Annotated in this window: 11 protein-coding genes; 10 read left to right on the top strand and 1 reads right to left on the bottom strand. The window is 74.7% G+C overall.

Going from position 1 to position 12,786, the window contains the following annotated elements:
* Positions 1-148: 148 nt before the first annotated feature.
* The 3 genes from Sdia_RS00735 to Sdia_RS00725 all read left to right on the top strand — a co-directional run bounded on the left by Sdia_RS00735 (position 149) and on the right by Sdia_RS00725 (position 3,460).
* On the top strand, positions 149-955 hold the full coding sequence (locus tag Sdia_RS00735; protein ID WP_189500478.1) for a hypothetical protein: 807 nt from the start codon (positions 149-151) through the stop codon (positions 953-955).
* A gap of 164 nt (positions 956-1,119) precedes the next feature.
* Positions 1,120-2,433: an Nramp family divalent metal transporter gene (locus tag Sdia_RS00730; protein ID WP_115069819.1), complete on the top strand. Its 1,314-nt coding sequence runs from the start codon at positions 1,120-1,122 to the stop codon at positions 2,431-2,433.
* Positions 2,434-2,695: 262 nt separating this feature from the next.
* Complete coding sequence (locus tag Sdia_RS00725) at positions 2,696-3,460, top strand: SAM-dependent methyltransferase (protein WP_189500479.1); 765 nt, start codon at positions 2,696-2,698, stop codon at positions 3,458-3,460.
* Between the two features lie 380 nt (positions 3,461-3,840).
* Here the strand turns inward: Sdia_RS00725 and Sdia_RS00720 are convergent, their stop codons facing one another.
* Positions 3,841-4,905 (bottom strand): chitinase, encoded by a 1,065-nt coding sequence (locus Sdia_RS00720; RefSeq protein ID WP_100452557.1) that lies wholly within the window; start codon positions 4,903-4,905, stop codon positions 3,841-3,843.
* A 599-nt stretch (positions 4,906-5,504) separates the two neighbouring features.
* On the opposite strand from Sdia_RS00720, the gene Sdia_RS00715 reads away from it, so the two are divergent.
* From Sdia_RS00715 to Sdia_RS00685, 7 genes are all read left to right on the top strand, one after another.
* Positions 5,505-6,767: a hypothetical protein gene (locus Sdia_RS00715; RefSeq protein WP_196190061.1), complete on the top strand. Its 1,263-nt coding sequence runs from the start codon at positions 5,505-5,507 to the stop codon at positions 6,765-6,767.
* A complete protein-coding gene (cpaB, locus tag Sdia_RS00710) occupies positions 6,764-7,471 on the top strand; it encodes a Flp pilus assembly protein CpaB (RefSeq protein ID WP_100452559.1) in 708 nt (235 codons plus the stop codon). The genes Sdia_RS00715 and cpaB overlap by 4 nt, the downstream gene beginning before the upstream one ends.
* Before the next feature lie 10 nt (positions 7,472-7,481).
* Positions 7,482-9,065 (top strand): CpaE/TadZ family protein, encoded by a 1,584-nt coding sequence (locus Sdia_RS00705; protein ID WP_100452560.1) that lies wholly within the window; start codon positions 7,482-7,484, stop codon positions 9,063-9,065.
* A complete protein-coding gene (locus Sdia_RS00700) occupies positions 9,062-9,460 on the top strand; it encodes a TadE family protein (protein WP_100452561.1) in 399 nt (132 codons plus the stop codon). Before Sdia_RS00705 ends, Sdia_RS00700 begins: the two co-directional genes overlap by 4 nt.
* Positions 9,461-9,533: 73 nt before the next feature.
* Positions 9,534-10,883 carry a TadA family conjugal transfer-associated ATPase gene (locus Sdia_RS00695; protein WP_189500480.1) on the top strand — a complete coding sequence of 450 codons (1,350 nt, stop codon included), beginning with the start codon at positions 9,534-9,536 and terminating at the stop codon, positions 10,881-10,883.
* Positions 10,880-11,815, top strand: a complete 936-nt coding sequence (locus Sdia_RS00690; protein ID WP_100452563.1) for a type II secretion system F family protein — start codon at positions 10,880-10,882, stop codon at positions 11,813-11,815. Before Sdia_RS00695 ends, Sdia_RS00690 begins: the two co-directional genes overlap by 4 nt.
* A gap of 62 nt (positions 11,816-11,877) precedes the next feature.
* Complete coding sequence (locus Sdia_RS00685) at positions 11,878-12,768, top strand: DUF5936 domain-containing protein (RefSeq protein WP_181844165.1); 891 nt, start codon at positions 11,878-11,880, stop codon at positions 12,766-12,768.
* The last annotated feature ends 18 nt before the right edge of the window (positions 12,769-12,786 follow it).

The following is a 12,786-nucleotide window of genomic DNA, read 5'->3' as shown; positions in this document are numbered from 1 at the left end:
CGCGGGGGCGTCGGCGCGCCGGGGACGTGCGCGGGGGCGCACCGGGCTGGGCCCGTACGCCCGCCGGGCGGGTGACGTCAGGGCTGTCGGCACCGCACACGGGGGATGGGCTCCGGCGAGCCAGACGGATGCGCGAGAGGCCGGACACATGGGCGAACGAACCACCTGTACGACGGAGAGCGGGCGCCGCCCCGGCGGCGAGGCCGTGCCGGGCGGGGCCAACGGAGCGGGCCCGCGGACGCGCGAGGCGGGGCCCGACCCCGGTGGCGACGGGCCGTGGTGTACCGGCGGGGTGCGCGCGGCACCCGTCGTCCCCGGCTCCCGGGCCGGGGGCGCTCCCCGCGTCCCGGCGCGCCCCGTCCCGCTCGCCCGCTCCCGCCGGGCGGCCACACGCCGCACCTCCCGTCGCGGGGCACTGGCCGCCGGGGGCGCCGCCCTGCTGGTGGTCCTGCTGCTCGGGGGCGTGGCCGGACGTGCCGGCGGGATCGCCGGGGTGGGCCTCGGACTGGCCCTGTTCGCCGCCCTGGTGGCCACCGCCCGCCCCTGGCGGTACGTGCTGCCGCACTTCCTGGCCGGACTGTGGATCATCGGCTTCGCCTCCGCCGCCTTCCAGGACGCCCTGCTGCTGACGCGCGGCGAATGGGTCCCCGCCGTCGTCACCCGCGACCTGCACGCCCGCACCGGACCCCGCTGCGACCTCGCCGACCTCCAGGGCCACGCCCTGCCCTCCACCACCACCGGCTGCCGCACCCACCGCGTGGGCGAGCGGGTACGGGTCCTCGCCGATCCTCTGCGCCTCGTCCCCAGCCGCTTCGAGGCTCCGCCGGTCCGTGACGCCCGCCTGACCTGGGGGGTGGCCGGAGGCGTCCACGTGGTGGCGGGGGTGGCCGCCGGACGGGCCGGGCCGGGCCGCGTGTTCAGGCCGTACCGCGAACGGCGGCCGGGCCCCGCGTGACCTCGCCGGCCGGTGCCGCCGACGCGGTGCCAGGACGTTCCGGCACAGGCGGAACCACGTGTGCCGGCCCCCTTGTGACCCGCCCGGCTTTACGGTTTCTTGATCTCCTCGACCGTACGCCGACCGCGCCCCCGGGCGCGTCCACCACAGCGGGGAGCAGGCAGATGACGGAGACGGACGGCGCGGCGACCGCGCCACAGGCGGCGGACCCGGGGCCGCGCAAGGCGAGTTGGAAGTACATCGGCCCGGGCATCGTGGTCGCCGCCACCGGCGTCGGCGCGGGCGACCTGGTGGCGACGCTCATCGCGGGCAGCAAGTTCGGCTACACGCTGCTGTGGGCGGCGGTCGTCGGCTGCCTGGTGAAGATCTCGCTGGCGGAGGCCACCGGCCGCTGGCACCTGGCCACCGGCCGCACCATCTTCGAGGGCTGGCGCAGCCTCGGCCGCTGGACCACGTGGTACTTCGCCGTCTACATCGTGGTCTGGGGCTTCGTCTACGGCGCCACCGCCATGTCGTCCTCGGCGCTGCCGGTCGTGGCGCTCTTCCCCGACGGCCCCGGCCTGAAGGTGTGGGCCGCGATCACGGGCGTCCTCGGGCTGCTCTTCGTCTGGTTCAACCGGTACGCGGTCTTCGAGAAGGTCATGACCGCGATGATCGGCGTGATGTTCGTCGTGGTCGTCCACGTCGCCGTCCGGGTCGGCCCGAGCCTGCCGAGCACCTTCTCGGGCCTGGTCCCGGCGCTGCCCGACGGCTCGCTCCTCTACACGCTGGGCATCGTCGGCGGCGTCGGCGGCACCATCACCATGGCGGCCTACGGCTACTGGGTGAACGCCAAGGGCTGGACCACCAGCGGCTGGATGAAGGTGATGCGCCTGGACAACAGGGTCGCCTACGTCACCACCGGCATCTTCGTCGTCGCCATGCTGATCATCGGCGCCGAACTGCTGCACTCCACCAACCTCGTGCTGACCTCCGGCGACAAGGGCCTCGTCGACCTCGGCGACGTGCTGGAGAAGCGGTTCGGCTCCGCCACCGCCACCCTCTTCCTGGTCGGCTTCTTCGCCACCTCCTTCTCCTCGCTGATCGGCGTCTGGCACGGCGTCAGCCTGATGTTCGCCGACTTCGTGGAGCGGCTGCGCAAGGAGGCCGTGCGCGCCGAGGCGGCTGCGGAGGGCGGCGCCGCCGAGGTCGCCAAGGGCGAGCGGGAGAAGTCCGCACCGTTCCGCGCGTACCTGCTGTGGCTGACCTTCCCGCCGATGGCGCTGCTCTTCCTCGACCAGCCCTTCGGCCTGGTCCTGGTCTACGGCGTGCTCGGCGCCTTCTTCATGCCGTTCCTCGCCTTCACCCTGATCGCCCTGCTCAACTCCGACCGCACCCCGCGCGAGTGGCGCAACGGCCGGCTCAGCAACGTCATGCTGGCCGCCGCCGGACTTCTCTTCGTGGTCCTCTGCGTGCAGCAGATCCGCGACCTGTTCTGACGCACGGACGGCTGAGCGGCGGGCCCGGGGCGGCCCCCGGCGGGAACGCCGGGGAAATCGTCCCCGGCCCACCCCCAGGAGGCCCCCGGAGGAGACGGGGCGGGGGTGTGGCGCGGCGTACGCACCGGGTCCGGGACTCGGTGTCGGGCCTGGGCGGCCAGGTCCGCCCAGGCCCGCCGGTGCTCTCCCGCCGGCCGGGCTGACCTGGTACTTCGTGGCCCCCGGAGCTACCTTTCCCGCACCGCGAGGAGAGGGGAACCTGATGGAGCGCTCCGGGGCACAGGGCCGCGAGGTGCGGTCGGTGGAGGACGTGCTGCTGTTGCTGGACGGGTTGTTCACCGCGGACGCCGACCGGTGGACGGCCGGGGCCGCCTCCTTCTGGGACGGCTTCTACGCGGACCGCGAGCGGCCCGTCCCCTTCTTCGTGGCCGCACCCGACGCCAATCTCGCCCGCCACCTCGGCCGGGGCCTGGTCCGCCCCGGCGGGCGCGTCCTGGACCTCGGCTGCGGACCGGGCCGCAACGCGCTGCTCCTGGCGGCCGAGGGGTACCGGGTCGACGCCGTGGACCTGTCGCCGGCCGCCGTCGACTGGGCCCGCGACCGCGCCCGCGAGGCCGGGGCCGAGATCCGCTTCCACCTCGGCGACGCCTTCGCCCCCGACGCGGCCGGGCTGGACGGCCCGTACGACCTCATCCACGACTCGGGCTGTTTCCACCAGCTCCCGCCCCACCGCCGGGTCAGCTACCTCGCCCTGCTCGACCGGCTCCTCGCCCCGGGCGGCCACCTGGTCCTCAACTGCTTCGTCGCGGGAGCGGAGGGCTCCGGCACCTGTGCCTCCGACGCCGAGCTGTACCGCCGTCCCGGACTCCTGCGCGGCGGTCTCGGCTACACCGCCGACGCCCTGCGCCGGGTCTTCGCCGGGCTGGAGGAGATCGAGCTGTGCCGGATGGACGAGGAGCCGGTCGACTCCCCCCACTTCGGCGTGCCGTTCCTGTGGAACGCCCTCTTCCGCAGGCCCGGGGGCTGACCGGGCGTTCGCCGTGACCGCCGGCGCTCCCGCGCACGGCTCAGGAGAGCTGGACCTCGTCGAAGAGGGCGAGGGTTTCGGCGGGGTCCGGGCGCCCGAGGCTTCCCAGGCAGGCCCTCGTGATCTCCACCCTCCCGCCGGTCCGTGCCGACCTCCGTTCCCCGAACGCGCGGACGGTCTCGTCCAGAGCTTCGGGGCGGGCGGTGGTCCCGGCGTCCGCGGCACCGAGCGGAGTGCTCGCTCGCCCCGTGGGCACACCCCACAGACCGGCGGGGCCCGCGCGTCCCCGGGCCCGGCCGGCGCGCGACGCACCGCAGCGCCGCCGGGGGAGCGGCGGCGCTGCGGGGAGCGGGAGGAGCGGGTGCGGCGGCCCGGCCCGGTTACGGCAGGTCGTCGACGTGCGGGCCGACCGCGTTCGACCAGGCGTTCCCGTTGTCGGCGTCCCAGTTGGTCGACCAGGTCATGGCGCCGCGCAGAGCCGGGTAGGTCTTCTCCGGCGTGAACGAGCCGCAGTCGGTGCCGCGGGTCAGACAGTCCAGGGCGTCGTTGACGACGGAGGGCTCGACGTAGCCGCCGCCGGCCGCCTTCGGGGAGGCGGGGACGCCGATGCCGACCTGGGAGGCGTCGAGGCCGTTCTCCAGCTGGATGCAGGCGAGTGCGGTGAGGAAGTCGACCGTGCCCTGGGAGTAGACCTGGCCGTCGCAACCGAGCATCGAACCGCTGTTGTAGTACTGCATGTTGACGACGGTCAGGAAGTCCTTCACCGCCAGCGCCGTCTTGAAGTACTCGTTCTCGGGCGACTGCATGTCGATGGTCTGCGGCGCCATGGTGAGGACCAGGCCGTCCCCGGCCTTCTCGTGGAGCTTGGTGAGGGCCTCGGTCATGTAGGTGGAGTTGAGGCCGTTCTCCAGGTCGATGTCGACGCCGTCGAAGCCGTACTCCCGCATCAGGGCGTAGGTGCTGTCCGCGAACCGCTGGGCGGAGGCGCTGTCGTTGACGGCGACCGCGCCCTTCTCGCCGCCGACGGAGATGATGACCGACTTGCCGTCCGCCTGCTTGGCGGCGAGGTCGGCGCGGAACTGCTCGTCGGTGTAGCCGCCCAGCCCGGCCGAGTCGAGGGTGAAGGTGATCTCGCCCGGTTCGGCCGTCGCGTCGGCGAAGGAGACGGCGATGATGTCGTAGGCGTCCGGCACGTCGGCGAGGGTCTGCACGGTCGCGCCGTTGTTGAAGTTCTGCCAGTAGCCGGTGACCGCGTGCGCCGGCACGGCGGCCGGGGCGGCGACGGGCGCGGGCGCGGCCTCGGCGGCGCTCGCGGGTCCGGCGAGGGCCAGTCCGGAGGCGCCGATGACGGCCGCGGCGAGGGCGGCGGTGAGGCGGGCTCCGCGGTGCATACCGGGCGTGGTGGGGCGTCGGCCGGGGTGGGAGAGGGGGGAAGTGCGTGCCACTGCTGCCTCCGGTGGGGGGAGTCACGGACGTGGGGGGACGCGCCGGCGGGCCGCCGCCGGGAGAGGCGGGGGAGCCGGCGCACGGTGGCCACCGCGATGGGACCAAACTGGTCCAGACCAATGGGGTTGTCAAGGGTTCCGGCAGAGGCCGGGCAGCGGGGTGTGGGGCCGGTGATCCGGGGCCCTCGACGGGCGGGGCCCCGCCGACCGGTCAACTTCGGTGATTCTCCGTACGATTCCGGCCAAGTTGGGGGGCCGCCGGGGGTGGCGGCCCGGCGGCGTGATCCCGTCTGACCCGGATGAACCCGGTGGTGGCGGGCGGCGGCACCCGCGGGCGCGGAGGCGCGTGTGGCGGGGCGTGAGGCGGGAATCCGACCCCCACGGCGGGTGAACGCCCTTGACCGGAACGGAGGATACCGAAGTAGACACACGAACACCGGTGTGGCGGGACAGTTTTGCGGCCATGATGAGGGGCGTCCGGCCGCAGTCGGCGGGTGGCCCGACCGCCCCCGCCCAGGCGGACGGACGGACGGCGGGCGACCGCCGGGCAAGCACGGAGGCGGCCCATCCGGCCGCCGAGGGGATCGGGGGTGTCCTGGATGCCGACCGCCGTCGCGGTCACCAGTCCTGAACTGGTGCTGCCCTCACCCGACCGGCACACCCCGCCCGCCGCCGTCCTCCGGTCCACCGGCCCCGGCGAGCGCGGCGGCGGCCTGGAGCAGACGCTCACCGAGATCCACACCCTCGTCGAGCACCACGGCCACGTCCTCGTCGTCCACCCGGCCGCGGCCCCGTCCGCCCTCGTCCACCGGCTGCACGCCGCCCGAGCCGCCCTGGAGACCGACCGGCTCGCCCTCGTCGGCGTCGACCTGCCACCGCTCGGCACCGCGCTGCTCGCCCTGCAACTGCGTCAGCTCTCCATCTGCGACTTCTCCCCGGGCGTCCTCGCCAGCGCCGCCCGGCTGCTCGCCCACTACCTGCACGCCGGCGCGGTCCTCGGCTCCGTCGCCCGCCTGGACCAGGTCCCCGTCGGCCTGAAGGCGCACGCCAAGTCCTGGCTGCCCGGCAGCCAGTTCGCCGTCGTCGCCCGTCCCGAACCCCAGCTCGTACGTCTCGGCGGCGACCAGGACCCGCGGCTGGAGGGCCCCGGCTTCCCCACCCGCCTGGTCGTCGCCGAGGGCGGCCTGCCCGCCGAGCGGGTCACCGGCGCGCTCGCCCGCGCCTGGCGCGTCCGCGAGGTCACCCACGCCAGACTGCCCGCCGCGTCGCCCGGCTGGTGGGGCACGGCCAAGCTCACCGAGTTCGCCGCCGCCATCCCCGACATCTCCGTCCTCTACCAGCTCGTCTCCTCCGTCCGCCGCGAGGAGTGCCACTGGTGCGGCCTCGAACTCATCGGCGACCGCTGCGCCTTCTGCGCCGCCCCGCTGCCGCCCCCCGGCGAGCGAGGCCGCCGGGCCCTGCCCGCCACCCGCCCCGCCCCCGGCCGCCTGCGCGGCCGCGAACGCGCCCCGGCGCTCGACCGGACCGCCCCGGCGCCCCCCGACCGGGCCCTGCCCGCCGCCTCCGACCCGCGGTTCACCCCGGCCCTCGACCCCGGCGCGGTGCCACCCGGCGCCGCCACCCCGGCGGGCCCCACCGGCGGCCCCGCCACCGGCGTCCACGCCCTGCGCCCCGCCCACCGCGCCGCCCCCGCCGACTGGGGCCCGCAGCGGCCGCGGATCCCCGACCCCCGCCAGGCCGGCCCCGGCGCCCCGGCGCCCGCGCACCAGCCTCCGTACGCGGCGACGCCGCCCCACGAGGAACACGACCAGCCGCCCCACCAGCCACCGTCGCCGTCCCGATCAAGGAATCCCCGCCCATGAACGCACGCCAGCGTCGAGGTGTTCTGCTGCTGCTCCTGTCGGTGCTCTGCGCCGTCGGGGCCTTCGCCGGAGTGCTCTCGGTCGTCCGGGACGTCAACGCCAAGGTCGGCCCGGAGGTCCCCGCCTACCGGCTGAAGACCGACGTCGCGCCCTACAGGGAACTCTCCGCCGACCAGTTCGAGAAGGTGTCGATGCCCGAGCGGTGGCGCTCGGAGAACGCCGTCACCGACCTGCGCCAGATACGCGGCAAGATCGCCGTCACCACCCTGCGCCAGGGCTCCCTGCTCCAGACCGACATGATCGTCGCCCGCCCCGAGGTCCGCCCCGGCGAGCAGGAGATCGCCATCATGATCGACGCGGCCACCGGCGTCGCCGGCAAGATCACCCCCGGCTCGGACGTCAACATCTACGCCACCTTCAAGGCCGAGAACGACGGCGAGAAGGACCAGTCGCGGATCATCGTGGAGAAGGCCCGCGTCATCGACGTCGGTAAACTCACCGCCCTCGAACCCGATCAGGACGACCGGCGCCGCCAGCCCGTCGACGCCGTCCCCATCACCTTCGCCCTCTCGGCCGCCGACGCCCAGCGCGTCGCCTACGCCGAGTCGTTCGCCGCCCACGTCCGCCTCGCCCTGGTCGGGCCCGGCAGCGAAGAGGGCCTGCGCCGCGGCGACCGCACGTACACCCTCGACGAGGACAAGTGAGAGGCGGCCGATGACGCTACGCATTCTCCCCGCCGCCGGTGACCAGGACGCCGCCCGCGCCCTCGCCACCCTCCTCGCCCAGCTTCCCGACGCCGAACCGGCCCAGGCCCTGCCCGACTCGACCGCGCTGCTCGACACCCTCGCCGCGCTCGCCGCCGAGTCCCTGGACGAGTTGCCCGAGGTCGTCCTCGTCCACGAGCGGATGGGCCCGGCGCCCGCGCTCGACCTCGTCCGCGAGGTCACCCGGCGGTTTCCGTCGGTCGGCGTCGTGCTGCTCACCACCGACACCGGCACCGCCGTCATCACCGCCGCCATGGACGCCGGGGCACGCGGCATCGTCGCTCTCCCGATGAGCTACGAGGCGCTCGCCGAACGCGTCCAGGCCGCCGCCGCCTGGTCCCTCGACATGCGCCGCCACCTCGCCACCGGCAGCGGCCGCGAACTCCTCGCGGCGGGCGGCGGCGGCCGCGTCATCACCGTCTCCGGCGCCAAGGGCGGCGTCGGCACCACCCTCACCGCCGTCCAACTCGCCCTCGCCGCACAGGCGTCCGGACGTTCCACGGCCCTGCTCGACCTCGACCTCCAGTCCGGCGACATCGCCTCCTACCTCGACGTGCAGTTCCGCCGCTCGGTCGCCGACCTCGCCGCCATCCGCGACGTCACGCCGCGCGTCCTCGCCGACGTGGTCTTCACCCATGAGAGCGGCCTCGCCGTCATCCCGGCCCCCGCCGAGGGCGAACGCGGCGAGGACGTCACCGACCGCACCGCCCGCCAGGTCGTCACCGTCCTGCGAGGCCGCTACGACGTCGTGATCGTCGACTGCGGCACCCAGATGGCAGCGCCCAACGCCGCCGCCGTCGAACTCGCCGACGACGCCCTCCTCGTCCTCACCCCCGACGTGGTCGCCGTCCGCGCCGCCAAACGCCAGATCCGCCTCTGGGAACGCCTCCAGATCCGCAAGGCCGAGGAGACCACCACCGTCGTCAACCGGTACGGCAAGGGCACCGAGATCACCCCCGCCCTCGTCGCCCGCATCACCGGCACCCGTGTCGCCCGCACCACCGTCCCCGCCCACTACCGAGAACTCCAGTCCGCACTGGACGCCGGACGCGTCCAGGACCTCGACGCCAAGAGCACCGTCAAACAGGCACTGTGGGGCCTCGCCGGCGAACTGGGCCTCGGCCCGAGCACCCCCGAGCGCCCGGCGGGCCGCAAGCGCCGCGCCCACGGCGACCGGGGCGCCGTCACCCTCGAGTTCGCCGGGATCTTCCCCCTCGTCCTCGTCGTCCTCGCCCTGCTCTGGCAGTGCGCCCTGTACGGCTACACCTACAGCCTCGCCGGGAACGCCGCCGACGAAGGCGCCCGCGCCGCCACCGCCGCCCACGCCGCGGGCGACTCGGGCCCCGCCGCCTGCCGCACCGCGGCCACCCGGCACCTGCCCTCCGCCTGGTCCGGCGCCGCCGTCACCTGCACCGACGCGGGCTCCGTCTGGCAAGCCACCGTCAAGGCCGACGTCCCCCTCTTCTTCCCGGGCGTCAACCCCGGGTGGAAGGTCACGGGGCGCGCGGGGGCGGCCTTCGAGGGGGAGCGGTGAGGGGGCGGGGGCGGCCGCCCGCCAGGCCCGGCACCGGCCACGCACGGACGCCGCACGACCGGGGCGCCGCCGTCCTGGAGTTCGCCGGGTTCCTCCCGGTCCTCCTGCTGATCGGCCTCGCCGCCATCCAGCTCGGCCTCGTCGGCTACGCCGCCAACCAGGCCGGGTCGGCCGCGCGGGCCGCCGCGCGCGTCGCCTCGCAGGAGGACACCGGTGCCGGGACGGCGGCCGGACGGGCGGCCGTCGGCGCCGGGACGGACGTCAGCTTCAGCTGGGGCGGCGGCGACGGCACCACCAAGGCCACCGCCGCCGTCAAGGTCCCCACCCTGCTGCCGTTCGTCGGCACCGGCTGGACCGTGACCCGCTCGGCCACCATGCCCGACGACGACCGGTGACCCCGCCCGCCATGTCCCGCCCGCACCCCGCCCGCACCGGCCGCCCGGCCCCCGCCCGAGGAGGCGACACCGCATGAGCCTCAGGTCACGTATCACCGGCCCCCAGGAGCAGGGCGCCGCCCGGCCCGGGCGGGAGGACGGACACCTCGTCGCGGTGTTCCGGGCCAAGCTGCTGGAGGAGATCGACCTCGCCGAGATGTCCTCGCTCGCCGCCGCCGACCGGCGGGCCCGGCTGGAGCGCGTACTCGGCCACATCATCAGCCGGGAAGGGCCGGTGCTCTCCGGCGCGGAACGGACCCAGCTCATCCGCCGGGTCGTGGACGAGGCACTCGGACTCGGCGTCCTCGAACCACTCCTCGAAGACCCCTCCATCACCGAGATCATGGTCAACGGCCCGGACGCGATCTTCGTCGAACGAGCCGGCCGCGTCGAGCAGTTGCCGATGCGGTTCGCCTCGCACGAGCAACTGATGCAGACCATCGAGCGCATCGTCTCCACCGTCAACCGCCGCGTCGACGAGTCCCACCCCATGGTCGACGCCCGGCTGCCCTCCGGCGAACGCGTCAACGTCATCATCCCGCCGCTCTCCCTGACCGGCGCCACCCTCACCATCCGCCGCTTCCCCCGCGCCTACACCCTTCCCGAACTGATCCAGCTCGGCTCGCTCGACGAACACCTGCTGATGCTGCTCGCCGCCTTCGTGCGGGCCCGCCTCAACGTCATCGTCTCCGGCGGCACCGGCAGCGGGAAGACCACCCTGCTCAACGCCCTCTCCGGCCTCATCCCCGGCCACGAGCGCATCATCACCATCGAGGACTCCGCCGAACTCCAGCTCCAGCAGGCCCACGTGGTCCGCCTGGAGTCCCGCCCCGCCAACGTCGAGGGCAAGGGCCACATCACCATCCGCGACCTGGTCCGCAACTCCCTCCGGATGCGCCCCGACCGCATCATCGTCGGCGAGGTGCGCGGCGGTGAGACCCTCGACATGCTGCAAGCCATGTCGACCGGCCACGACGGCTCACTCGCCACCGTCCACGCCAACAGCGCCGAGGACGCCCTGATGCGGCTCCAGACCCTCGGCTCCATGGCCGAGGTGCAGATCCCCTTCGAGGCGCTGCGCGACCAGATCAACTCCGCCGTCGACGTCGTCGTCCAGCTCAGCCGCGCCGCCGACGGCTCCCGCCGCCTCGCCGAGATCGCCGTCCTCGTCTCGCACGGCCGCGAACCCTTCCGCATCGCCACCGTCTCCCGCCACCACCCCGGCCCCCCTGGCCCCGACCGCGCCGCCCCCGGCTGGTTCGAGCACCTCCCGCTGCCGCGTCCCGTCGCCGACCGCCTCCACCTCGCCGGCGAGGGCGTGCCCCCCGCCTTCGGCGTCACCGACACCGCCGACCCCGCCCACGTCCGAGAGGCGCTGGCATGACCGACCCCACCCGCCTCGCCCTCGGCGCCAGCCTGCTGTGCCTGCTGCTCGCCGTCGCGGGCGTCCACGTGTACGCCTCCGGGCGGGCCCAGCGCCAGGCCCTCGTCGACCGGCTCTCGGCCACCGCCGCACCGCCGGCCGGCCGGGGCCGCCGCTTCACCGCGCTCGACCGCCGGGTCCGCCGCACCCGCCTGGGACGCGACCTGTCGCTGCGGCTCTCCGCCACCGGCCTGGACGTCACCGTCGGCGAGTTCACCGTCTACGCCCTCGCCGCCACCGCCGCCCTGTGGCTCATCGCCTCCGCCGCCCTCGCCCCCTTCTTCGGGCCGATCGCCGCGCTCGCCGCCGCCTGGGGCGCCGTGGTCTTCCTCAACTGGCAGCGGCAGAAGCGCATCGAGGCGTTCATCAACCAACTCCCCGACGTGGCCCGGCTCCTCGCCAACGCCACCGCCGCCGGACTCGCCCTGCGCACCGCACTCGCCATGGCCGCCGAGGAACTGGAGGCCCCGGCGGGCGAGGAACTCTCCCGCGTCGCCGACCAGCTCGCCCTCGGCCGCTCCGTCGACGCCGCCCTCGGCGAACTCGCCGAACGGCTCCCCTCACGCGAACTGGTGGTCCTCGTCACGACCCTGGTCCTCTCCAACCAGGCCGGCGGCACCGTCGTCGCCTCGCTGCGCAACCTCACCGCCACCCTGGAGGAGCGCAAGGAGACCCGCCGCGAGGTCCGCACGATGCTCTCCGAGGTGCACGCCACCGCGCTGACCGTGCCCGCCCTCGGCCTCGGCTCGCTGCTGCTCATCAACTCCCAGAACGAGGGCGCCCTCGCCCGCGTCACCGGCTCCGCCCTCGGCCAGATCCTCATCCTGATCGCCCTGGGGCTGTACGCCGTCGGCTTCCTCGTCATCCGCCGCCTCGGGAAGATCGAGGTCTGACCGTGCCGACCGCCGCCGACACCACCGCCCCGCTCGCCGCCGGGCCCACCCTCCAGTCCCCGCTGCTCGCCCTCGGCCTGGCCCTGCTCGCCGCCGCCGCGGTCGCCGCCGCCCTGGCGGCCCTGCGGCTGCTGCGCGGCGAGGCGAGACTCCCCGACGACCTCGCCGTCGCCCTGGAGTCCGGCGCGGCCCGGGTCTCCACGGCCGAGTCCGCCGTCGACCGGCTCGGCATCCGCTTCGCCCCGCTCGTCCTCAAGCTGATGGGGCCGCGCCGCGTCGACGCCAAACGCCGCCGCATCGACATGGCCGGCAACCCCGGCGGCCTCACCCTCGACCGGTACGCCGCCCGCCGCGCCGTCTACGGCGTCTTCGGCCTCGTCCTCGGCCTGGTCTTCCTCACCAACGACTCGCTGCTCTTCGCCCTGCTGACCTTCGCCTTCGGCCTCACCGCCGCCGACGGCCTGATCTGGCAGGCGATCCGCGACCGGCGCGAGATCATCGACCGCACCCTCCCCGACTTCCTCGACGTCCTCGCCGTCGTCGTCAGCTCCGGCCTCGGCTTCCGCCAGGCCCTGGACCGCGTCGCCGAACGGTACGAGGGGCCCTGGGCCGACGAACTGCGCATCACCCTGCGCCAGATGGACATGGGGGTCTCCCGTCGCCAGGCCTTCGACGAACTGCGCCGCCGCAACTCCTCCGAGCAGGTCGCCCAGTTCGTCTCCGCACTCCAGCAGGGCGAGGAACTCGGCTCGCCCATCGCCGACACCCTCATCCAGATCGCCACCGACATGCGCCGCACCGACGCCCAGAACTCCCGGCGCCGCGCCGCCAAGACCATCCCCAAGGCCACCATGGTGACCCTCGTCTTCCTCCTCCCCGCCACGATGATCCTCATCGCCGCGGGCATGTTCCTCGGCTCGGGCTCCGACCTGGGCTCCATCCTCGGCGGATGAACGGGGACCGGGGGGCCG

Origin of the sequence: Streptomyces diastaticus subsp. diastaticus (assembly GCF_011170125.1) — a bacterium.
In the GTDB taxonomy this organism is placed as follows: domain Bacteria; phylum Actinomycetota; class Actinomycetes; order Streptomycetales; family Streptomycetaceae; genus Streptomyces; species Streptomyces diastaticus.
This window is presented reverse-complemented; position numbering and strand designations above follow the sequence as displayed.

Bases quoted from the DNA above. Each gene is read 5' to 3' on its own strand.
- Sdia_RS00730 (WP_115069819.1), top strand. From the start codon at position 1,120: ATGACGGAGACGGACGGCGCGGCGACCGCGCCACAGGCGGCGGACCCG.
- Sdia_RS00690 (WP_100452563.1), top strand. From the start codon at position 10,880: ATGACCGACCCCACCCGCCTCGCCCTCGGCGCCAGCCTGCTGTGCCTG.
- Sdia_RS00735 (WP_189500478.1), top strand. From the start codon at position 149: ATGGGCGAACGAACCACCTGTACGACGGAGAGCGGGCGCCGCCCCGGC.
- cpaB (WP_100452559.1), top strand. From the start codon at position 6,764: ATGAACGCACGCCAGCGTCGAGGTGTTCTGCTGCTGCTCCTGTCGGTG.
- Sdia_RS00705 (WP_100452560.1), top strand. From the start codon at position 7,482: ATGACGCTACGCATTCTCCCCGCCGCCGGTGACCAGGACGCCGCCCGC.
- Sdia_RS00695 (WP_189500480.1), top strand. From the start codon at position 9,534: ATGAGCCTCAGGTCACGTATCACCGGCCCCCAGGAGCAGGGCGCCGCC.
- Sdia_RS00725 (WP_189500479.1), top strand. From the start codon at position 2,696: ATGGAGCGCTCCGGGGCACAGGGCCGCGAGGTGCGGTCGGTGGAGGAC.
- Sdia_RS00715 (WP_196190061.1), top strand. From the start codon at position 5,505: ATGCCGACCGCCGTCGCGGTCACCAGTCCTGAACTGGTGCTGCCCTCA.